The following is a 20,957-nucleotide window of genomic DNA, read 5'->3' as shown; positions in this document are numbered from 1 at the left end:
CCCCTTCGATCCTTGATCTTGCCTTGCACGGCCCACTCCAATACCCTCCGTCGACACCATCGCTCCCACCGCCAAGACCACACGATGAAAGTGCACGAAGAAATTGAAGGGCTCGCCATACTCATTCGCGATCTGCGCAAGTTCAAGGGCTTGACCCTGGGCGAACTCGCGCAACGCATCGGTCGTTCGGTGGGCTTTCTATCCCAGGTCGAGCGGGGCGTGTCACGCCCAACCGTGGCGGACCTGACGGCGATCAGCGAGACGCTGGGGGTCTCGACGGCCTACTTCTATAGCCTGGAAAAACCCCGCGCGCTCGACTGGGTCACGCGGCCGGATGAGCGCCGTACGCTGCATCTGGGAGGGGGGATTACCGATGTGCTCGTGTCGCCTACCATCGCCGGTGGTTTCTCGATGCTCGACAGTCACCTCGAACCCGGGGCCTCGAGCGGGGAAGAGTATCTGGACGACAGTTCGGAGCAGGGCTGTTTCGTGCTCGAAGGCGAACTGACAGTCTGGCTGGATGACGGCGATCCGGTGACGCTCCACCCCAATGACAGTTTCCAGCTCCAACCTCACGCGCGTTTCCGTTATGCCAACCTGACGGACAAGCCGACTCGCGTGCTCTGGGTGTTCAACTGAGAGCTCGTCCAGCGCCTAGAGCTTCCCTCCAAACGGATATTCCACCGCCAGGCGTATCTGGTCGGCATCCAGTTCTGCCTGTGCGGCATTGCCCCGGTGCACGTTGTGCCGCAGCGAAAACACCATGCCCTTGGCATTGCCGCTCTGCACCACATACCGCACCTGCAGGTCCCGCTCCCAATGCTTGCCGCCTTTGCCGTAGCCGAGGTAGGCGTAGCCGCCGTCCGGGTCGGCATGGGTGCCGTCGATATCGAACCCGCGCACATACAACGCCGTCAGGTCCAAGCCGGGCACGCCGTAGGGGCCCAGGTCCAGGTCATACCGCGCCTGCCAGGATTTTTCGTTCGGTGCGTTGAAGTCGGACAACTGCACCGCATTGCCGAGGTAGATCGCTCCCCGGGTCACGTAGTCGAACGGGGTGCTTCCATCGACCTGTTGCCAGCCAAGGCTGAACGTATGCGGGCCGTCGCTGTAGCGGGACACCAGGCTCCAGGTGGTGTTGTCGATACGGCCTGACAAGGCGTCTGCGGTATCGGTGGTGCGGTAAAGGTTCAGGTCCAGGCCCAGGCTGCGTCGATCATCCAGAGCATGGCTCAAGGTGCTGCCGAAGTAGTGCTGGTTCCAGGTGTCTTCGTAGCGCGAGGTATAGAGGCTGGCGCTGACCCGGGCATTGGGAGCCCACACCATGCCGGCCAGGTCGAACGTGTTGCCTTGACGGGCATTGGTGTAGTTCACCACGAAGCCTTGGTCGTGGCTCGACGCATTGCGGTCGGTGCTTTCGTTGAAGTGACCCGCGACCAGCCTGAGCGTCGGGATCTCCTTGCTGTCGAGAAACCACCCAGTGGCGGTCTCAGGCAGCAGGCGGCTGTCGGATGAACTGAACACGGGCGTCTTGATCCGCTGTTCGCCATACGACAACACAGTGTTGGAAAAACGCAGTTTCATCGCCGCACCGCCACGGCCGTATTGCGTTTTCGGATGGCCGTCGTTGTCCAGCGCGAGCAAGCGCGCCTTGCCGGCGCGGCCGCCGCCGCTGTCGAGTTGCACGCCGAGGTAGGCGTGCGCGTCCAGGCCGACACCGACTCGCCCTTGGGTGAAGCCGGACTGAAGACTACCCATCAGGCCGTAGGCCCATTCTCCGGCCTGGTCGCTGCGTTCGCGGCGCGGCTTGAAGGCGTTGCGGGCACTGCTGTTGCGTGAGCCATGGCGATAGTCGCGCTGGTCGAGCACGCTGCGGTTGAGCACGCTCCAGGTGCTGCCGTCGAGGAACCCTTCGGCGTGCGATTGCGCGGCGTCGGCCATCGCCGCAGGCGAGGCGCCTGCCAGCGGCAGCAGCAGGGCGATGCGATTGAATAGGGTCATCGCTGTGACTTCTACAAGTACTTGAGCCAGGCAATGTCACGTCGCCGCGCCTTGAGGCGGGCGAAGCTGCGCACCGGCAGGTACAGCGCAATGGCCAACAGCAGGGCGACCAGCCAAACCGCGCCGATGCCGTCGAAGCCGAAGTAGTCACCCTGGTTCAGCCCAAACAGCGCGACGCAGGCGAGGTACAGCAGCTTCAACACATACAGGTGCAGCAGGTAGAAGAACATCGGCGCGGCGCCGAACACCGCCAACGTACTGATCCAACGGGCGCTGCCCGCGCGTTCGAAGCCACGCAGCACCAGCAGGCCGATGCCCAGGGTCAATGCCAGGAACAGCAGCGATGGTGGGTACTTGGTGATGTTGAAGACACTCATCAGCGTCTGCGTGGCGGTGGGGTAGTCACTCCAGGGCGCCTCGCCGTAGCCATTGATCATACGCAGCACGGCGAAGCCGAGCAGGGCAGCGGCACCTGTGAGCAGCAGTCGCTGCTGGCGCTCACGGGCATCGCTGCCACGGCCGAACCATGGGCCCAAGCCATAGCCCAGGGCGATCACGCCGATCCACGGCAGCACAGGATATGAAGTGCGCAGACGCATCTCCTCGGAGACCACCAGCCAACCACGGTCATGCAGGATCGCCCACGGTACGTGCAGGGCCGACTCTGGCCCGAAGTGCAGGCCATCGAGCAGGTTGTGCCCGGCGACGATCACCAGGCCCAGCGCCACCAGCGCAGGCCGCGGCAGCCATACCAGCAGCGACAGGGCGATCATGCTCAGGCCGATGGCCCAGATCACTTGCAGGTAGATCACGCTCGGCGGCAGTTGGAAGGTCCAGGCGAAATTGACCAGGGTGAACTCGAGCGCCACCAGGAACAGCCCTCGCTTGAACAAGAACACCGCCGCAGCGCCTTGGCCCTGGTGCTTTTCGCCGTAGAGCCAGGCCGAAAGCCCCGTGAGCAGCACGAAAACCGGGGCGCACAGATGGGCCAGGGTGCGGCTGGCGAACAGGCCGGGTTCGGTCGTGTCGATGTTCATCGGATCGCCGACCTGGTGATGCAGGAAGAACGTCTCGCGCACGTGGTCGAGCAACATGAACAGGATCACCAGGCCACGTAGGGCATCGATGCTCTGCAGGCGCTGGGTGGTTTGGGTAAGGGCGGGAGGGGCACTGGTCATGGGCGAGGAGATAATCAGCATGAATGAAACGTTATCTTATAACGTAAATTCATGCCGTGGCTATCGCCTTGGTGATCGGGACTCCAAGCAAGCCCGCGCGAGGCGGGCTTGCTTGGGGGCGTTTGAGTTCATCGCCCTTGCGGCATCTCTCCCTTCGCCAGGCGTGCATTGATGTCGGCGATGACCTCAGGCAGCTCGGCGATGGTGTCGATCAGATAATGTGGACGCGAGCCTTCGAACAATCGACCGATGCGCAGGCGCTCCTGCGCCAGCCGGTCCGCCGGCAGGGCCTTGTACTGGGCGTAGGTCAAGCCTAGGGCATTGCCCGAGCAGGTGAGGGCGACAGTCCACATGCCGGCGCGCCGGCCCTCGAGAATGCCCGGCCAGGTGTCGTCGACCTTGACGCATGCCGCGACGTCCTCGATGCCCAGGGCAATCACGTTGGCCAATGCCTGGGCCGGGTGAGGGCGGCCATTGGGGACTTCATCGGTGGCCACTACATGGTCGGCTTCATAGCCGTTGGTCTTGGCCAGGGCAACGACCTTTTCCATCACCACCGCCGGGTAACCGGAGCACGAGCCGATTTTCAGGCCTTGCGCACGCAGTTGCATGATGGCTTCCAAGGCGCCCGGAATCAGCGCCGAATGCTCGGCGATCTTGTCGATCTGCAACGGCATGAAGCGGTTGTAGATCGCCGTCACGTCCTGGTCGGTGGGATAGCGGCCAAAGGCCGCGTGATAGCGCTCGGCGATCTGCGGCAGGTCGCACAGGGTGCGGATGTGGTCCCACTTGCCCATGCCCATCGGGCCGCGTGCTTCTTCCAGGCTGACCTCGACGCCGAATTCGGCGAACGCCTCGACGAAGATCTGGGTCGGCGCGAAGGAGCCGAAATCGACGACGGTGCCGGCCCAGTCGAGCACGACAGCCTGCAGTTTGCTGGGGGTGTGATAGTTCATGGTGTTCTCCGGTGAGTGAAATTCAGGGCGTACGAAGCCAGCCCGCACGCGGCGGGCGGCAGGCAAGGCGAAGCATTAGTGCGGGGCGTTGGGAGCGGTGCTGGCGTCGAACAGCTCGCAGATGATCGGCCGGTTGCGACGAATGCCCAGACAGCACAGGTAGTAGCTGATGTGGAATGGGTCTTCGGCGAAGGCGATCGAGCGCGTGCCGGGGCGATCGGCATACTCCACCGCAGAGACGAAGCCAATCCCGATGCCATGGACCACTGCATGCACGATCGCCTCGCGGCTGTTGAGTTGCATCGCGCAGTCGAGTGTCACGCCGTGCGCCTGGCAACCTTCCTCCACCAGCTGGCGTGTGCGCGATGCCGGCTCGCGCAACACCACACGCTGATCGGCGATCTCCTGGACGCTGATCCGCTCGCGCTGGGCCCACGGATGGTCGTCGCGCACCACCGCGAGGATCGGGCAGGTGCGATACAGCTGGGTGCTCAGGCGATGGTCGAATTCCGACAAAGCGAGAATCGCCACGTCGATATCGAAGTTGTACAGCCGCTCCAGCGTGCCGGCTTCGCTGGTGAACGAGGTTTCCAGTTCGATGTCCGGATACTGCTGCATCAACGAATAGGTCAGGCTCATGGCGATCGGCGGCGAGACGGCGCCGATGCGCAACATACCCTGCTTGCGCTGGGCAAAGCTCTGCAGCAACTGCAGGGCTTCGTCCTCCTGGCCGAACAACCCTTGCGTGATCTCGTACAGCTGCTGTCCGGCAGGGCTGAGCTCGATGAAGCGACCGCGACGATGAAACAGCTCCACCGAGAAGCGTTTTTCCAGGCCGCTGACCTGCTCGCTGATGGTCGGCTGGCCGATGTTGAGCAGCGTGGCGGCCTGGGTGAAGCTCCCGCTCCGGGCAACGGCATGAAACGAACGCAACCACTTGTGGTACTGGTACATGGAGCCTCTCGGTCAGGGGCGCGTGGGCAATGACGGGCATCTTCACACCCTCAGCGCCGGACGAACAGGGCGACCAGGGCACTGCAGGCGCAGGCCGTGGTGACGACGATGAAGATCAGAGACGTGTTGCCAGTCGTGTCCAGCATACGTCCAATCAAGGGTTCGGCCAGGCCCGCAAACAGATAAGACGAGAAATTCATGATGCCGGTGGCGGTGCCGGCCCGGCGTGCGCCGACAAGGTCCGGGCACAGCGCCCAGAAACTCGACGCCGGCCCGTAGACGAAGAACCCGCATAGGAACAGTGCCAACAGCCCCATCGCGCTGTGCGCCGGCAGGCTCCACATCCACAGGCTGGTCAGGGCGCCCAGTACCATATAGAGCATGATCGCCAGGTAGCGCTTGCTGCCAAACAGCCGGTCCGAGACCCAGCCGTTGCTCAATGCCCCGACAGCCATGCCCACCGGTAAAGCGACGGTGATCCACTTCGGATCGATGAAGCTGTCACCTTTCTGCCAGTTGGCGCCCAAGAAGTGCACGGGCACCCAGACGATCAGCCCGTAGCGCGCAGCGTTCTGGAAGCCCAGCGAAACAGCGGCCACTAGCAGGCGCGGGTTCTTCAGCACGGCCAGGTAGCGTTGCCGGGAGGTTTCCTGGTCGGCGTGGTCGGCTTCGTTCGCACGGTCCGCCGCATTGGCCACACCTGTGTCTGACAAGGGCTCGAAGCCCATGTCCTGTGGCCGCTCGCGCGCTACCAGGTAGAACACGATGCCACCGGCGAGCATCAGCAGCACCGGCAGGCGGAAGATCCACCGCCACTCCAGGTGCAGCACATCGATGACCACCACCGAGGTCACATACGACAGCACCGAGGCGCAGCCTGCGGCGAACACGTAGAAGCCATAGACCTTGCCGCGTTCTTCTGCGCCCCACCAGTTCGACAGCAGGCGGCTTCCCGGTGCCCAGCCCAAGGCCTGGAAGTAGCCATTGACGCCCCAGGGTAGGACCAGGCTGAACAAGCCTCCGGCAAAACTGGTGACCCAGTTCGCACCGCAAGACAGCACGGCCCCCAGACTCATGATGCGGCGCCCGCCGAACTTGTCGGCGAGGTTGCCATTGATCGCCTGACCGATGGCGTACATCCACAGCATGGCGCTGGAGGCCCAGCCGAGGGTTTCTTTGCTCAGGCCGAACTCGGCCTGGATGCCGGGGATGGCGAATCCAAAGGTCTGGCGACCGGTGTAGAAGAACAGGTAGCAGAACATCGCCGCCAGCAGCATGCGCCATTGGGCGACGCGAAAAGGCGAGGTTCCGGTCAATGGGCCAGACAGGGTTTGTGTACGGTTCATGACGGTTTTCCTTCTTGTTCGTAGGCGCCGCCGTGAGGCACGGCGGGACGGCACGCTTGTTCGGTGCAACAGGAAAGGGCGGCGGCGCTGGCCACCGGGGTCTGGACGCGTATCAGGCGGCGTGCGAGCCGATGAAGTTACGGCCGCGTGCGCCCTGCATGGCGAAGTCGATCATCGCTTCGGCCTCGGCATCCGTCACGCCGTAGTCCTCGAACTCGGTCTTGACTCCCAGCCGGTGAAGAAACCCACGCAGCTGATGCTGCGCATCGGCCAGGTCATTGCCGAACACCTTCTTCAGGGCTTGGTCACGTCCGACGTCGCGCCCCCAGGCAAGGCCCAGCACCAAGGGCAGGGTGAAGGAGCAGGCGATGCCGTGAGGCAGACCGTGGCGCAGGGTCATTTCGTAGGAGATGGAATGAGCCAGGGCAGTCTTGGTGTTGGAGAAGGCCATGCCGGCCTTGAGCGCAGCCAAGGCCATGCGCGCACGCAGTTCGCGGTTGCCCAGATCCTGCTCAAGACGCGGCAGGCATTCGAGGATGTCTTCGATGGCCGAAATGGCGAAAGTGTCGGAAATCGGATTGGCGTTGTGGTTCCAGATCGATTCCAGTGCGTGGGACAGCGCATCCAGTCCGGTGGAAACCGTCACCGCCGCAGGCACGCTGAGCATCAGGTCAGGGTCGATCAGCGCCACCTTGGGCCAGGTGCACGCCAGGTGCAGGGAATATTTCTTCTGCTGCGCGGCATCCCACAAAGTCGCCCAAGGGGTCACTTCGCTTCCGGTTCCGGCAGTGGTGGGCGCGGCGACCAGGGTCTTGCAGCGCGCAGGGGTGAACGGTTTGCCACTGGCCAGCAGTTCCAGCAATTCGTCGAAGCGCCCAGAGGCGGTCCCCACGATCAACGCCTTGGCTGTGTCGATCGCGCTACCGCCACCCAAGGCAAGCACGGTGTCGCACTCGGCGTTGACCTGCCAGAAGCGCTCATGGACCGTGCGCAGCCAGGCGACATCGGGGTTGGGCTGGACGTCGTCGATCACGCACACCAGCCGCTCGCCGAGCAGGCCGCGCACGCGTTCGACCAAGCCCAGTTGCGCGGCTTCGGGAAAGGTCACCAGTGTGACTTTGCCCGGGCAGAGTGCGGGCAGACGTTCCAGGCTGCCACTGCCGAACACGGTGGCGACGGGGTTGTGGAAGAGAGCGGGCATGGGCAGTTCCTTGTTTTTGTTGTTGAACGGTGCGCCCATGCTCGGCGGCTTGCGGTTTTCGTTCCAATCGATTGATCGCGGGTAGCTATCGGGTGGGCCGATAATGGGTACGCCCCATCGTGCGCCACCCGACCCAACGCAGCCTTACTGCGCCACCGCCACCTTCTCCTCCATCATGCGGACCAACACCACGTTCTCCACGGGTTCACTGAGCAAGAACCCTTGCACTTCATGGCACTGGTCATCGCTGAGCAAGGCCAGTTGCTCGGCGGTTTCGACACCTTCAGCGGTCACTGTCATGCCCATGGCGTTGCCGAGGTTGATGATGGCCTGGACCACACTGCGGTCGCTGCCGCTCTTGCCCAGGGACTGAACGAAGCGCTTGTCGATCTTGATGCTGTCGAACGGGTAGGTGCGCAGGTAGCCCAGCGAGGAGTAGCCGGTGCCGAAGTCGTCCATGTTCAGGCGCACCCCCAGCTCCTTGAGCGCATGCATGGTGTGCAGAGCGCCTTCGACGTCATTGAGCATGACGTTCTCGGTGATTTCCAGCTCCAGGCGGTGGGCCGGCAGGCCAGTGGCCCGCAGGGCGTCGCCGACGTCCTGGACCACATCGGAGCGGCTGAACTGGGCCGGTGACATGTTCACCGAGACCATCACCGCCTGCGGCCATTCCCTGGCCTTGGTGCACGCCTCGTGCAGCACCCAATTGCCCAGCAGCACGATCAGGTCCGATTCCTCGGCCAGGGCAATGAAACGGTCCGGTCGCAACAGGCCGAGCCGGGGGTGTTGCCAGCGCACCAGCGCCTCGACCGAGGCGACCGATATCCCGTCGACCTTGAAGCGCGGCTGGAAATGCAGCACCAGTTCCCCGCGTGGTATGCCCTCGCGCAGCTCGCTTTCCAGCACACGTTTGTCCAGCAGCGCCGCATTCATCTGCGCCGAGAAATAGCGCCAAGTGTTCTTGCCCGCCTGTTTGGCGCTGTACAAGGCCACATCAGCGTAGCGGATCAGGTCGCTAGGGGCGCCGGGGTATTCGGCTGACAACACCACGCCTAGGCTGACGCCGACCTGAACCACATGGCCTTCGACCTGCATGGGGCGCTTGAGCGCTTCGATCACCCGCAGGCAGAAGCGGTCCATGTCCTCTCGATCTCCGGGGTGCGTCAGCACGACGATGAACTCATCGCCCCCCAGCCGGGCCACCAGGTCACTATCCCGGGTGCACTGGCCAAGGCGCGCAGCGACCTCGATCAGCACCGCATCTCCGGCGGGATGGCCCAGGCTGTCGTTGATCGGCTTGAAGTTGTCCAGATCCAGCATCAGCACCGCGACCTGGCGCGCCTCCCCGCCCGGACCTGAGGGCTCGAGGAAGCGGAACAGCTTGTTGCGGTTGGGCAGACCGGTGAGTGCGTCGTGCAACGACAGGTGTTGGATCTGAGCGTGGGCAGCCACTTCATCGGTGATGTCGCTGCAGGTCCCGCGAAAACCGGTACAAGCGGCCTGGGCCATGGTCGCTCGCGCGGCGATGCGGCAGATGCGTTGCTGGCCCAGGTGATCCTGGTACTGGCAGCGCAAAGTGCCGGAGGCGCCGGTCGCCGCCAGGCCGTGCAGCCAGGTTGCGAGCTCGCTGGTGTCACAGGACAGCAGCTCGGTGATCGGGCGCTGCAGCCAGGCCTCGACGGTATGCCCGGTCAGTTCGGCGAAGCGCGCCGAGAGGTAGGTCAGGCGCAGGTGCGCGTCGGTCTCCCAGATCCAGTCCGAGGCGGCTTCGGCTACGGCCTTGAAGCGCTCTTCGCTAGTCTGCAATGCGTGCTTGGAGGCCGCCAGGTCGCGATGGCTGCGGTCGATCCCGGCGCTTGCGCGCATCGCATGGCGGGCAAACAGGGCCATGGCCAGGGCGATGAGCAGCACCGCGATGGCCAGCGGGACGATCACGGTCTTGATCAGTTCGGTGCCGGGTTGGGGAATCTCCCAGGTCAAGACATGGCCGCTGCCTTCGAGCGGTAGCAGGCCTCGCCCGGTAGGGGCGCTGGCCGTGTCGCTCACGGCAAGGCCGGTCAGCCCTACCGATCGACCCAGCGGGGCGAGTACCGCGGGGGTGAGGATGCGGACGAACACCATCACGGTGGTGGGCTCCGGCACGTGATGGGGCAACGCCTGCGGGCGGATCAACGAGGCTGCGAACACCGCAGGCTGGCCGCGGAACAGCAAATAGCCCGAGGCTGCCTGCTCGGTCTGCGCAGCCTGGCGGGCCAGGAGCAGGACCTTGCCGGCACTGGCGCTGTGCTGCTCGAATCCCGCATCGCTCAAGCGTCCGTCGACCATGGCGTAGTGGGTGCCGTCATCGTTGAGTACGAACACGCCGTCATAGCCATCGGCGGTGTAGAGCGTGGCGCCGACATTGTCCTCATCGTAGGCCCAATGGCTATCGACCGGCCCGGCCAGGTGGTCGTAGGCGGCTTGCCAGTTGGCGTGCGTCAGCAAAAACGTCCTGTCGTTCTTTTGCAACTGAGTCATGGCGGACTCGGCGTGGAAGCGGCTTTGCTCCACCTCACGCGCATCCAAGGCCCCGGCGAGGCGGTACAGCGAGAACAGCCCCAGCACCAAGGCCAGCAGCAAGACGGAGGAAAACACCACGATCAGTTGACGGACCACATGACTACGGGGCGACAGGCCATTGTCAGCAAGCACGTCCATTCGTTCACCATCGCTGCCAGGGGAATGCAAGGTTGACCGGGTGCGGGCCCGGGAGGTCGATGCAGCTGACGACCGGTGGTCTATCCAGCCAGCGACCGCCGCTTTGCCAGCGCCGACAAAGTGCACGCAGGCGTCGTTGGCAGCTATGGGATGTTCGTCGCCAGGTCGGGCAGGCTCCACGCACCACTTGATAATCCCGAAATTCACTCAGGAGACGGTCGTGAAGCTGGAAACGCGAAGTATCGAGTTTGTCCCTCACGCTGAACGCTATGGCACACCCAGGCGGTTGTTCACCATCTGGTTCAGCTCCAATTTCCAGGTGACCGCCCTGATGGTCGGTACGTTGGGCATCGCCGCAGGCTTGAGCTTTGCCTGGACGCTGCTCGGCCTACTGATCGGCAATCTCGTCGGCACTATCTTCATGGCCGCGCATTCGGCCCAAGGGCCGCATCTGGGCGTGCCGCAGATGATCCAGAGCCGGGCACAGTTCGGTGTCTACGGCGCGGCGATTCCGTTGCTTGTGATGGTGGTGGCCGCTGTGCTGTTCCTGGCCGCCAGCGGTGTACTGATGCGCGATGCCTTGAAAGCACTGCTACCGATCAGCGACGACCAAGCCATCGTCCTGGTCGGTGTGCTGACCTTCGTCATCGGCTTCGTCGGCTATGAGCTGATTCACCGACTGGGTGCCTGGATGAGCTTGCTGTCCACGCTGGTGTTCGGTGGCGCCCTGGTGCTGATCCTGCTGCATCCCGGCCAGGCGTCGGCGAATGCCTCGGCCACTGGCGCGTTCTCGTGGACCGCTTTCAACCTGGTGGTAGCGCAGGCGGCGTCATGGACGCTGGGATATGGCCCCTACGTGGCCGATTACTCACGCTATCTGCCAGCCAACGTGAACACCCGCACCACATTCTGGACAACCTATTCGGGTTGCGCGCTAGGCTCCTTCGCCATGATGGCCCTGGGCGCGTTGCTGGCCGTCGCGATTCCGACAGCCCTTGGCCTGAACCCGGCCACCGCGATCGCCACGCTGTTCGGGCCTTCGGCGCCGATGGCGCTGGGCGTGATTGCGCTTGGCGTCATCCAGTACAACGTGCTCTGCCTGTACAGCGCCTACATGTCGTCGGTGACGATTTTCGGCGCTTTCGGTGGGCTGCGATATGTCACCCCCACCGCCAAGGCAGTGGTGATGGCGGTGCTGACCCTCGCCGCCACGCTGATCGCCATCGCCACCCAGTACCATTTCGACACTTTCTTTGCCGACATCCTGATCGGGCAGCTCTACCTGTTGATCCCCTGGAGTGCGATCAACCTGGCGGACTACTACTGGGTGTGCCGCGGTCACTACGACGTCGCTGAGCTGTACAACGCCAAGGGCCGCTACGGACGCTTCAATCGCCGGACCCTGGCGGTGTACGCCGTCTCGATCATCGGCACCATTCCGTTCATGAAGCTGTCGTTCTACACAGGCTTCGTCGCGAGCTGGCTGGACGCGGACATCAGCTGGGTGGTGGGCCTGGTACTGGCGGGAGCGCTGTATTGCATGGTCAACAGCCCATCCTCGGCCAGGCAAGGTCAGTTCCAGTCCTCGGTGCCGGAGTAACTGGTTAGTCGGCTATTTCGATAGGCTGAAAACCCAACACGCCCGCAGGAAGCGGGCTTGTCATCCCTTGCGGGGCGTCTTGGCAGCGGGCATGTGCAAGTAAGCCATCACGCTTTCGGTCAACTCTGTCGCCAGCTTCACCGCTTCCTTGTTGCGCGCCATGACGCCGGCCACCAGCCCCTCGATCAATGCCAGCACGGCAATGTTGGAGCTGGTCAATACCGGATGATCGGCGGGCGCGAACAATACGTGGTCAGCGATGGCGGTGAGAGGGGAGGCGGGCGAGTCGGTAATTGCCAGCACCGTGGCGTTGCGCTCGCGAGCAAAGCGCGAAAGCTGGAGGGTGTCCTGGGAGTAGCGCGGCATGGAAATCGCCAGCAGCACGTCTTGCTCGGTGATTGCTGCCAGGCGGTAGGCGGCGTTCTCGTTACCGCCCTCCATGCTGATGGCGCAGGCATCCTTGCAGAACGGCACTAGCGTCGAAGCTGCGAGTCCGGCCATGTAGGCGCTGTTTCCGAAGCCCAGCACATAGACTTTGCGTGCCGAGATCAGCCGGCTGACGAAGGCTTCGAACGCATCGGCTGGATTGTTGCTACCGGTGCTGGCCAAGTTGCTGCCGGCACTTTGGATCTGCTCATGCAGGCCGAAGTCGCCGCTGGGCCGCTGGGCCAGCTCGTTGCGGAGTTTGTCTACGGGCGAGACCATTTGCTGCAAGGTGGCCACCAGCTCGGCTTTCATGCCAGTGTAGCCGCCCAGGTCCAGGGCCTTGGCCAGGCGATTGACCGCAGCAGGCGAGGTCGCGGTGGCCTGGGCCATGTCTTCGATGGTCAGGGTCGCCGCTTTTAGCGGGTGGCGCAGAATGTAGTCGGCGACCTTGCGCAACGACGGTGGTAGGTCGGGCAGTTGTTGCGACAACTTGCGCATGACCGGCGAGGCATAGACGGTATTGTTCTTCGATTTGCTCGGCATCCGGCGCAAGCTCCCTGAGTGATTGGCCGTAGTCTATCTCAAGGCATTCCCCGGCCGCAGCCGGGGCGCTCGTGCGGGCTTACTTGAGGCTGCCGGCAAGGAACTGCTGCAAGCGTTGGGACTGGGGACGTGCGAGCACCTCCTGAGGGGCGCCGCGTTCCAGGGCCACCCCTTGGTGCAAGAACAGCACTTGGTTGGAGACCTCCCTGGCAAAGCCCATCTCATGGGTGACTACGACCATGGTGCGGCCTTCCTGAGCCAGGTCCTGCATGACCTTTAGCACCTCGCCGACCAGCTCTGGGTCGAGCGCCGAGGTCGGCTCGTCGAACAGCATGACCTCCGGCTCCATGGCCAGGGCCCGTGCGATCGCCACGCGCTGCTGCTCGCCTCCGGACATGTGTGCTGGGTAGGCGTCACGGCGATGGCTGACGCCGACCTTGTGCAGGTAGTACTCGGCTTTTTCGCGGGCTTGCTTGCGGTTCATGCCCAGGACATGCACAGGGGCTTGCATGACGTTGTCCAGGGTGCTCATGTGCGACCAGAGGTTGAAATGCTGAAAGACCATGCTCAGCCGTGAGCGCAGGCGCTGCAGTTGGCGAGGGTCGGCGGCGCGCAGACCGCCACGGGGGCAGTTGCGCAATCTCAGTTGTTCGCCATTGACCAGGATCTGCCCGGCATTGGGTTGCTCGAGCAAGTTTATGCAGCGTAGGAAGGTGCTCTTGCCGGAGCCGCTGGAGCCGATGATGCTGATCACATCGCCCGCCTTGGCCTGCAGCGAGACGCCTTTGAGTACCTGGTGGCTGCCGTAGCTTTTGTGCAGGTCCTGAATTTCCAGTTTGTTCATCGATGGGTACTCGTTGTGTCAGTCGCTGAGCAAGCGACCTTGGCGAATAGGCGTGCTACCGGCGACTTTGGCCAGCCACAGACCTGGTTGGGCGAAGCGCAGGCGTTCGCGGGCATAGAGAATGCCGTCAGTGGTGGCCCTGACCACGCTGTGACGATCGCTGAGCGGATCGATCACTTCGAACAACGGGTCCCCGACCTTCACCTGCGCCCCCAGTGGTTGCAGATAGCTGACCACGCCGGGATGTTCGGCATAGGCGTATTGAGCGCCGGCAAAGGGCGTGGCTTGGCAGCAGTGGCTTGGCGCATCGGGCCACTGGCCGCTGATCAGTCCCTGATCGGCGAGGTAGGCAAGGATGTGCTCGGCGTTGGCCTGGCAGAGTTCACGTTCGGTATCGGCCATGCCGCGCAACTCCACGGTGGTGGCGATACAGGCCAACGGGATGTTGGCCTGCTCGAAGTGCTTGGACAGCTTCGTCCAAGGCACCGCGCAGGCTTCGTCGAATGCGTTGCCGCCGGCGTCTTCGGCCAACAGCGCCACCTGCGCCTCCAGGCGTGCCGCCAGAGAGCGCAGACGTGGCCAGTTCTGCGGCAATGCATACAGCAACATCACCGACTCGAAATCGCAGTGCAGGTCCAGCACCACATCGGCGTCGCACGCGTGTTGCAGGAGCAAGCGACGAAGACCGTCGAGCTCCGACTGCGCGGGGGGCATGTGCTCGAGAATATCGAGCATGGTGCGGCGAATGATGGCTACGTTGGCCTCGCCGTCCTCGCCCAGCAGGCCCTCCAGACGTTCGACCAGTGCTGTGGTCAGTGCCGGAAAATCGCGGTTGAAGTTCTTGCCGCTGTTGAACTCGAAACGACCTTGGTGGGTGGCCTGGAACATCTGGCCGATTCCAATCGGATTGGCCAGCGGCACCAGTTCAATCACGCCCTTGAGCCGGTCTTGGGCTTCCAGCTCGGCCAGGCGGGACTTCAAGGCCACCGCCACGCGCATACCCGGCAGTTCGTCCGCGTGCAGCGAGGCCTGGATATAGGCTTTGCGCGGGCCGTTACCGAAGCGGAACAGGCTCAGGGTGCGTTGGGTACCGCAGGCACTCCAAGGCAGGATATGGTCGATTTGCTGCATGGATGCTCCTCAGTGCTTGCGTGGGGCCAGGTAGGTCAACCAGCGGCGTTCGGCCAGCTTGAACAGGCGCACCAGTAGAAAGGTCAGGACTAAGTAGATCAGCCCCGCGGTAATGAAAGCCTCGAACGGCAGGTAGTAGCGCGCATTGAAGGTCTTGGCCGCGCCGGTGATGTCTACCAGCGTGACGATCGACGCCAGGCTGGTGGTCTGCAGCATCATCAGCACTTCGTTACTGTATTGCGGCAGGGACCGGCGCAGGGCCGAGGGCAGCAGGATGCGCCGGTACAGGGTTAGACGCGACATGCCCATGGCACGTGCGGCTTCGACTTCGCCCCGTGGGGTGGCCCTCAGGCTACCGGCCAACAACTCGGCGCTGTAGGCGCTTGTGTTGATGGCGAACGCCAGGCAGGTGCAGAAAGTCGCGCTGGACAGGTATGGCCAGAGCAGGCTCTGACGCACAAGCTCGAACTGAGCCAGGCCGTAGTAGACCAAGAACAACTGCACCAGCATCGGTGTGCCGCGAATCACGTAGGTGAAGAGCCAGGCCGGGAAGCGCAGCAGATATGAGTTCGACACGCGCATCAGCGCCAGCGGGATCGCTAGCGCCAGGCCGCAGGCCAGGGAAACCAGCAGCACTTTCAGGGTCAGCGCGATGCCGCTTAGGTACAAGGGTAGGTTCTGCCAGATCAGGTGGTAGTCAAGCATGATGCAAACCTTCCCTTCACAGGTCCGCGGCTTTGAAGCCGAACGAGTAACGGTTTTCCACGCTGCGCAGGATCCACAGCGACAGGCTGGTCAGCAGCAGGTAGAGCCCTGCCACGGTGAGAAAGAACGTGAACGGTTCATGGGTGGCATCGGCCGCGTTCTTGGCCTTGAACATCATGTCCTGCAGGCCGATCACGGAGATCAGCGCGGTGGACTTGGTCAGCACCAGCCAGTTGTTGGTGAAGCCCGGCAGCGCCAGGCGCACCAACTGCGGTACGCTGATTCGCCAGAACACCTGCAGGCTGCCCATGCCATAAGCAGCACCCGCTTCGGCCTGGCCCTTGGGTATGGCGAGAAAGGCCCCGCGAAAAGTCTCTGAGAGATAGGCCCCAAAAATGAAGCCCATGGTGCAAACCCCGGCTATGAATGGGTTGATGTCGATGTACTGCTCGTAGCCCAGGACCAGCGCCAAGCGGTTGACCAAGTCCTGGCCGCCATAGAACACCAGCAGAATCAAGACCAGGTCAGGAATGCCGCGCACCACCGTGGTGTAGACCTCGCCCAGTGCTGCCAGCCAGCGCAGCGGCGACAGCCGGCAGGCGGCGCCGATCAGACCAAGGCCGATGGCCAGTGCCATCGCCATCAGGGCCAGGCTGATGCTCAACCACGCGCCATCGAGAATGCTCGATCCATAGCCGTGAAGCATGATGTAAGTCCTCGTTAGCCGGAGCTATTGGCCATAGATGTCGAATGGGAAGTACTTGCTTTGCACCTGCTGGTAGGTCCCATTGGCACGAATGGCTGCGATGGCGGCGTTCAATCGCGCCAAATTGGCGTGATCGCCTTTGCGCACGGCGATCCCCGCGCCCCGACCGAAGTAGCGTGGGTCGCTGATGTCCGGGCCGACCAGTGCGAAGCCTTGGCCAGCGGGCGTCTTGATGAAGCTCTCTTCGGTATTGACGATGTCCGCCAGGGTGGCGTCCAGCCGGCCGGCCACCAGATCGAGGAAGGCTTCGTTCTGCGAGGCGTAGCGCAACACCTCCACACCCGCGCTTTCCAGTTGCTCGGTGGCGAAGCGGTCATAGGTAGAGGCACGCTGCACGCCGAGCTTTTTGCCTTTGAGGTCGTGGACCGGATCGGTTATCTGGCTGCCGGCCTTCATCGCGAACTTGCCGGGGGTGTGGTAGTACTTGTCGGTGAAGTCGACCGACTTGAGCCGATCTTCAGTGATCGACATCGACGACAACACGGCGTCGATCTTGCGTACCTTCAATGACGGAATCATCCCGTCGAACTCTTGGATCACCCACTGACATTTGACCTGCATCTGCGCGCACAGGGCGTTGCCGATATCGTAGTCAAAGCCCGCCAGCTCGCCTTCGGGCGTGCGGTAAGCGAAGGGCGGGTAAGCCGCCTCGATGCCGATGCGCAGGCTACCTTCATCGGCCTGAGCCAACGCGCTGCAGGCACACAGCGCCAATGCGCCTAGAAGTCCGGTCTTGTTCATATTCTTGTCTCCGGTGGATAGGGCGTTACCGGCCTGCCTCTTTGCGGGGTGCGGCTCGGTGCGAAGAGAAAATGACACGTTTAATTTCACAAATCAATCATGGTGAAAATAAAAGTATCAGCGCCTGAGTGCGCAAAGCGCGCGCCTAAGACTGTCGCGTCTTACCCATCGAGGAGGTTGTGTGGAGAACACTGGGAATCGCATTCCGAGCGCCAGTGCAACATCGTACGGACAGGTGCCGATAGATTTCCCGCAGAGCCTAGCGGCCCAGCAAGGCGCTTATTCGCAGCTGTTTGTCGCAGACAAGGGACTTGCACGCGCTCGCCACGCACGCCAAGGCCGCAAACCCAACGCCGGCCCACAGTGCCAGAAAAGCGCCCTGGGCTGAATACACCTGGAAGAGTCCCGCCACCAACGCCGCGCCCAATACCTGCCCGAGCATTCGCATCGTGCTCGACAGGCCGCCCGCCCCACCGCTGCGCTGCGGTGCGATCGACGAAATCATGTCGCGCATGTTCGGCGACTGGAAGAACCCGAACCCTGCACCACATACGGCCATGCGCAAGGCGATGTCCCATGGCGCGGGCGAAGACGGCAGGGTGCAGAGCAGCACCAGGCCGATACCCAGTATGCCCATGCCCATCGCGGTGAGGGTGCCGGTCGCGTAGCGGTCCGAGAGCCTTCCAGCGATGGGGGCCATGAGCGCGGCCATGGCAGGCCAAGGCGTGATCAGAAATCCGGTCTCGACCTGGGAGAGCCCCCACTGGTGCTGCAACATGAAGGGCAGGGCGACGAACGCCAGGCTCTGCGCCGTGAGCGACGCCGCAGCGCTGGCGGCAGACAGCGCGTAGAGCGGCTGGCGCAGTAGGTCAAGGGCAAGGATCGGCGCGGGGTGACCGGCCTGGCGCCGCAGCAATAGGCACAGGCAAAGCCCGGCGAGCACCGCGCTGCCCAGCGTGACGCTCCACGGCCCGCCTTGGGCAAGGCCATTCACGGCATACACCAAGGCAGCAAGAAACAGCGCGCAGAGCCCCGCCGCCACAGCATCGAATGCCCGCGCACTGGTAGGGGTGGGCGGCAGCGAACGCAGGCCGAGAAACACGCCGACCAAGCCCACCGGGACATTGATCAGGAACAGCCAGTGCCAGCTGGCAAGGCTCAGGATCAGTGAAGCCACGCTCGGTCCGGCAGCCAGCGAGGCGCCCACGACCAGTGCATTGACCCCCATGCCACGGCCCAGCATGTGGTCGGGAAAGACGAAGCGCGTCATCGCCACCCCCACACCGAGGATCCCGGCCGCGCTCAAACCTTGTACCAGGCGACCGACCAGCAGCCACTCGAACGACGGGGCCAGGCCACACAGCAGCGACGCCAGGATGAACAGCACCAGGCCCGCCATGGAGATGCGCCGGTAGCCGACGATGTCTCCCAGCGAAGCCAGTGGCAGCAGGGCGGCGATCATCGCCAGGTGATAAATGCTCACCACCCAGATCGATTGGGCGTCGGTGGTACCCAGTTCGGCGGCGATGGTCGGCAAGGCCGTGTTGGCGATCGCCGTTTCCAGGTTGGCCATGGCGATGTTGAGCATGATCGCGATGACGGCGATGAGCCTTTGAGGTTTGGGCACCCCTTCGCCGGGGGGCGACAGGGTGGTCTGCTTGAAGGCGAACACGGCGAAACTCATGGCAGGAACTGAACGAGGGAGGCGACAGGGCGCCTGGCACATACTAGGAAATGTCACCCGGCGCTTGAAATTAAATATCGGCATCGTTCGCAGTGGGATTTCGAATCCCTGGGCCTGCAACCTCGGAAATCATGCTCCTTCGGCTAAGCATAGGAAGAGGAGCGCCGGGTCTCATTCCAGCGAGCTAATGTCTCTCTTTACCCGTTTCAAGTGACCTTCTACATAGAACGCAGCGGCCTGCTCGTCGCCGGTCACGATGGCTTCGTAAATCAGCCGATGCTCGGCGGCATACAGCTGGATGCGCTCGGCATCGTAGATCCCGTCGTCACGCAATCGATTCCAGAGGGGTTGAGCCATGGTCTGCTCGATTTCATCGGCCATTTTGGCGATCAGGGCATCGCCGGTCATCAGCGCAAGGCGGTGATGAAACTTGCGGTCGCATTCGCTCCAGAGCGCTTGCTGGTGCACATCGGTGATGTCTTTCACTTCTGCCATTTGCGCCAGATAACGTTCTGCCAGCGGATCCCGCGTGGCTTTGCGCGCCGCCAGCCGAGCAATCGCAGGCTCCAGCAAGAGCCTGACTTCCAGGGCACTGATGGGGCTGTAGTCGGCTTCCGACGCAGGCGAGGGCAAATGGGGTGGGGTGCCATCCTGTGCGAGTACATAGGTTCCCGAGCCATGCCGGGTAATGACCAAGCCTTCGTTCTGCAGGGCGCCAATAGCTTCGCGTACTGCGGGCCTGCTGACCTTGAGCCGAGTGGCCAGGTCCCGCTCGGAAGGCAGTCTGGAACCGGCCGCATAGGTGCTGTCGGCGATGCTCTGTCTGATCTGGTCGGCGACCTGTTCATAGATTTGCTTGGGGCGGAATGCTGGCTGGGTGAGGCTTTGGTCTGTCGACATGACCACTGACCTTTGAAGAAAAAGACGTGCGGAGTATACGTCCGGTCTGGCGTAGAGGCTAACCACTTATGGGGCTTGTGCAGATAAGTGGTTTTTGTTTTTTACCTGTTCTTACATTTTTCGGCGATAACATCGTTGCCAGTAGGGTGATGTGGGCATAGGATCCAGCAGGAATTGGGCGGTTTTCAGACCGGTTGTTGCGCTGCATGACGGTCTGTTCCAGCCGGACACTATCGCTGTACTCATAGTGGTAAGTTTTTTTAGCCACATGATTCCAGCTCAACCCCATGCCAACGCAGAGTCATCCTCTGCGCCCACGTCATTGCCCCAGGGAGTCAGACTCGTGCGTGATGCTTCCACCCCCAGCAAACCATCATGGTTTGCGATCAAGCCCAAACCGCTGCCTTGCTGGACTTCACCGAACTGATCGACGCCATCGCCCGAGCGGCCCGGGAGCTGGACACCGGTACGCTTCTGAGTCCAGAACGCATGGTCGTGCCGCTCGGGGAGGGTGGTGTATTGCTCAGCATGCCTGCCACCGCGCAGGACATCGCTATCCACAAGCTGGTCAATGTGTTGCCGGGCAACGCCCAGCGTAATCTGCCAACCATCAACGGGGTCGTCACGGTTTGCGATGCCGCCACCGGCAAGGTTGTCTGCCTGCTGGACGGCCCGGAAGTGACTGGGCGCCGCACGGCCGCCGTAACGATGCTGGCCATTCGTACCTTTCTTGAGCATGCGCCGCGTGACATCCTGCTGGTGGGCACTGGCGCTCAGTCGCGCTACCACGTCCAGGCCATTCATGCGCTGTATCCGGATGCGAAAATCTGGGTGCGTGGTCGCGACCTGTCGTCAGCCGTCACATTTTGTGATCGCAACCGCGAGCTTCATCGACACCTCGAAGGGGTCGGCAGCAGCGCGCCAGAGGTCGATGTTGTCATTACCGCCACTACCAGCACCGAGCCTGTCTATGACGAGCCGGGCAGGGGCGGGTGCTTGGTCGTCGGGGTGGGCGCCTTCAAGCCAGAGATGGCTGAGATCGGCAAGGTGACCCTGGACTCCAGCGCCATCTACGTCGACGAACCTGAGGGCGCCCGGCACGAGGCAGGTGATCTGCTGCGTGCGGGTGTCGATGGCTCCAAGGTCACGTCGCTGGCCAGTGCACTCAAGGATGGCGTCGACAGGTCTCGGCCTGCCGTGTTCAAGAGTGTAGGAACCGCCGCCTGGGATTTGGCCGCCGCCCGTGTGGTCCTCGCTGCCCTGGCCAACAATCCTGTGTGATCG

General features: G+C 63.0%; 18 protein-coding genes. 3 read left to right on the top strand and 15 right to left on the bottom strand.

The annotated features are described in order from the left end of the window. Positions 1-84: 84 nt before the first annotated feature. Positions 85-639, top strand: a complete 555-nt coding sequence (locus tag HMPREF3173_RS01460; RefSeq protein ID WP_043208966.1) for a helix-turn-helix domain-containing protein — start codon at positions 85-87, stop codon at positions 637-639. A gap of 15 nt (positions 640-654) precedes the next feature. Here the strand turns inward: HMPREF3173_RS01460 and HMPREF3173_RS01455 are convergent, their stop codons facing one another. The 7 genes from HMPREF3173_RS01455 to HMPREF3173_RS01425 form a co-directional block, all read right to left on the bottom strand. Continuing rightward, positions 655-2,001: an OprD family porin gene (locus HMPREF3173_RS01455; RefSeq protein ID WP_070571200.1), complete on the bottom strand. Its 1,347-nt coding sequence runs from the start codon at positions 1,999-2,001 to the stop codon at positions 655-657. A gap of 11 nt (positions 2,002-2,012) precedes the next feature. Beyond that, the gene (locus HMPREF3173_RS01450; protein WP_070571270.1) at positions 2,013-3,179 is read right to left on the bottom strand and encodes an acetyltransferase domain-containing protein; all 1,167 of its coding nucleotides are present in this window, start codon (positions 3,177-3,179) and stop codon (positions 2,013-2,015) included. A 128-nt stretch (positions 3,180-3,307) separates the two neighbouring features. Further along, complete coding sequence (phnX, locus tag HMPREF3173_RS01445) at positions 3,308-4,135, bottom strand: phosphonoacetaldehyde hydrolase (RefSeq protein ID WP_070571199.1); 828 nt, start codon at positions 4,133-4,135, stop codon at positions 3,308-3,310. Positions 4,136-4,210: 75 nt separating this feature from the next. Continuing rightward, complete coding sequence (locus HMPREF3173_RS01440; protein ID WP_070571198.1) at positions 4,211-5,089, bottom strand: LysR substrate-binding domain-containing protein; 879 nt, start codon at positions 5,087-5,089, stop codon at positions 4,211-4,213. 50 nt (positions 5,090-5,139) lie between these two features. Further along, a complete protein-coding gene (locus HMPREF3173_RS01435; RefSeq protein WP_070571197.1) occupies positions 5,140-6,435 on the bottom strand; it encodes an MFS transporter in 1,296 nt (431 codons plus the stop codon). Positions 6,436-6,547: 112 nt separating this feature from the next. Then, positions 6,548-7,636, bottom strand: coding sequence for an iron-containing alcohol dehydrogenase PsrA (gene psrA / locus HMPREF3173_RS01430; RefSeq protein ID WP_070571269.1), 1,089 nt, complete (start codon positions 7,634-7,636; stop codon positions 6,548-6,550). 144 nt (positions 7,637-7,780) lie between these two features. Continuing rightward, complete coding sequence (locus tag HMPREF3173_RS01425) at positions 7,781-10,333, bottom strand: bifunctional diguanylate cyclase/phosphodiesterase (protein WP_070571196.1); 2,553 nt, start codon at positions 10,331-10,333, stop codon at positions 7,781-7,783. Positions 10,334-10,553: 220 nt separating this feature from the next. On the opposite strand from HMPREF3173_RS01425, the gene HMPREF3173_RS01420 reads away from it, so the two are divergent. Continuing rightward, on the top strand, positions 10,554-11,933 hold the full coding sequence (locus HMPREF3173_RS01420; RefSeq protein WP_070571195.1) for a purine-cytosine permease family protein: 1,380 nt from the start codon (positions 10,554-10,556) through the stop codon (positions 11,931-11,933). Between the two features lie 60 nt (positions 11,934-11,993). Here the strand turns inward: HMPREF3173_RS01420 and HMPREF3173_RS01415 are convergent, their stop codons facing one another. The 8 genes from HMPREF3173_RS01415 to HMPREF3173_RS01380 all read right to left on the bottom strand — a co-directional run bounded on the left by HMPREF3173_RS01415 (position 11,994) and on the right by HMPREF3173_RS01380 (position 19,739). After that, positions 11,994-12,902, bottom strand: coding sequence for a MurR/RpiR family transcriptional regulator (locus HMPREF3173_RS01415; protein WP_070571194.1), 909 nt, complete (start codon positions 12,900-12,902; stop codon positions 11,994-11,996). 79 nt (positions 12,903-12,981) lie between these two features. Beyond that, complete coding sequence (locus HMPREF3173_RS01410) at positions 12,982-13,746, bottom strand: ABC transporter ATP-binding protein (RefSeq protein ID WP_043208946.1); 765 nt, start codon at positions 13,744-13,746, stop codon at positions 12,982-12,984. A gap of 18 nt (positions 13,747-13,764) precedes the next feature. Further along, positions 13,765-14,877 (bottom strand): succinylglutamate desuccinylase/aspartoacylase family protein, encoded by a 1,113-nt coding sequence (locus HMPREF3173_RS01405; RefSeq protein ID WP_070571193.1) that lies wholly within the window; start codon positions 14,875-14,877, stop codon positions 13,765-13,767. Between the two features lie 9 nt (positions 14,878-14,886). After that, positions 14,887-15,582, bottom strand: a complete 696-nt coding sequence (locus HMPREF3173_RS01400; RefSeq protein WP_371906658.1) for an ABC transporter permease — start codon at positions 15,580-15,582, stop codon at positions 14,887-14,889. Positions 15,583-15,598: 16 nt separating this feature from the next. Beyond that, complete coding sequence (locus HMPREF3173_RS01395; RefSeq protein WP_043208939.1) at positions 15,599-16,288, bottom strand: ABC transporter permease; 690 nt, start codon at positions 16,286-16,288, stop codon at positions 15,599-15,601. Positions 16,289-16,312: 24 nt separating this feature from the next. Next, positions 16,313-17,089 (bottom strand): ABC transporter substrate-binding protein, encoded by a 777-nt coding sequence (locus HMPREF3173_RS01390; protein ID WP_070571191.1) that lies wholly within the window; start codon positions 17,087-17,089, stop codon positions 16,313-16,315. Positions 17,090-17,348: 259 nt separating this feature from the next. Further along, positions 17,349-18,773 (bottom strand): MFS transporter, encoded by a 1,425-nt coding sequence (locus HMPREF3173_RS01385; RefSeq protein WP_337993573.1) that lies wholly within the window; start codon positions 18,771-18,773, stop codon positions 17,349-17,351. 171 nt (positions 18,774-18,944) lie between these two features. After that, positions 18,945-19,739 (bottom strand): FadR/GntR family transcriptional regulator, encoded by a 795-nt coding sequence (locus HMPREF3173_RS01380; RefSeq protein ID WP_256543720.1) that lies wholly within the window; start codon positions 19,737-19,739, stop codon positions 18,945-18,947. A 309-nt stretch (positions 19,740-20,048) separates the two neighbouring features. Here HMPREF3173_RS01380 and lhpI point away from each other — a divergent pair, with 309 nt between their 5' ends. Next, complete coding sequence (lhpI, locus tag HMPREF3173_RS01375; protein WP_070571189.1) at positions 20,049-20,954, top strand: bifunctional Delta(1)-pyrroline-2-carboxylate/Delta(1)-piperideine-2-carboxylate reductase; 906 nt, start codon at positions 20,049-20,051, stop codon at positions 20,952-20,954. Positions 20,955-20,957 lie beyond the last annotated feature (3 nt).

This window comes from Pseudomonas sp. HMSC08G10, from assembly GCF_001808425.1.
In the GTDB taxonomy this organism is placed as follows: domain Bacteria; phylum Pseudomonadota; class Gammaproteobacteria; order Pseudomonadales; family Pseudomonadaceae; genus Aquipseudomonas; species Aquipseudomonas guariconensis.
This window is presented reverse-complemented; position numbering and strand designations above follow the sequence as displayed.

What these genes read in the sequence shown, in the direction of transcription:
- HMPREF3173_RS01410 (WP_043208946.1), bottom strand. Translation starts at nt 13,746, where the DNA reads ATGAACAAACTGGAAATTCAGGACCTGCACAAAAGCTACGGCAGCCAC.
- phnX (WP_070571199.1), bottom strand. Translation starts at nt 4,135, where the DNA reads ATGAACTATCACACCCCCAGCAAACTGCAGGCTGTCGTGCTCGACTGG.
- HMPREF3173_RS01395 (WP_043208939.1), bottom strand. Translation starts at nt 16,288, where the DNA reads ATGCTTCACGGCTATGGATCGAGCATTCTCGATGGCGCGTGGTTGAGC.
- HMPREF3173_RS01460 (WP_043208966.1), top strand. Translation starts at nt 85, where the DNA reads ATGAAAGTGCACGAAGAAATTGAAGGGCTCGCCATACTCATTCGCGAT.
- HMPREF3173_RS01390 (WP_070571191.1), bottom strand. Translation starts at nt 17,089, where the DNA reads ATGAACAAGACCGGACTTCTAGGCGCATTGGCGCTGTGTGCCTGCAGC.
- HMPREF3173_RS01450 (WP_070571270.1), bottom strand. Translation starts at nt 3,179, where the DNA reads ATGACCAGTGCCCCTCCCGCCCTTACCCAAACCACCCAGCGCCTGCAG.
- HMPREF3173_RS01435 (WP_070571197.1), bottom strand. Translation starts at nt 6,435, where the DNA reads ATGAACCGTACACAAACCCTGTCTGGCCCATTGACCGGAACCTCGCCT.
- HMPREF3173_RS01385 (WP_337993573.1), bottom strand. Translation starts at nt 18,773, where the DNA reads ATGAGTTTCGCCGTGTTCGCCTTCAAGCAGACCACCCTGTCGCCCCCC.
- HMPREF3173_RS01455 (WP_070571200.1), bottom strand. Translation starts at nt 2,001, where the DNA reads ATGACCCTATTCAATCGCATCGCCCTGCTGCTGCCGCTGGCAGGCGCC.
- psrA (WP_070571269.1), bottom strand. Translation starts at nt 7,636, where the DNA reads ATGCCCGCTCTCTTCCACAACCCCGTCGCCACCGTGTTCGGCAGTGGC.
- HMPREF3173_RS01415 (WP_070571194.1), bottom strand. Translation starts at nt 12,902, where the DNA reads ATGCCGAGCAAATCGAAGAACAATACCGTCTATGCCTCGCCGGTCATG.
- HMPREF3173_RS01405 (WP_070571193.1), bottom strand. Translation starts at nt 14,877, where the DNA reads ATGCAGCAAATCGACCATATCCTGCCTTGGAGTGCCTGCGGTACCCAA.
- HMPREF3173_RS01425 (WP_070571196.1), bottom strand. Translation starts at nt 10,333, where the DNA reads ATGGACGTGCTTGCTGACAATGGCCTGTCGCCCCGTAGTCATGTGGTC.
- HMPREF3173_RS01440 (WP_070571198.1), bottom strand. Translation starts at nt 5,089, where the DNA reads ATGTACCAGTACCACAAGTGGTTGCGTTCGTTTCATGCCGTTGCCCGG.
- lhpI (WP_070571189.1), top strand. Translation starts at nt 20,049, where the DNA reads ATGGTTTGCGATCAAGCCCAAACCGCTGCCTTGCTGGACTTCACCGAA.
- HMPREF3173_RS01400 (WP_371906658.1), bottom strand. Translation starts at nt 15,582, where the DNA reads ATGCTTGACTACCACCTGATCTGGCAGAACCTACCCTTGTACCTAAGC.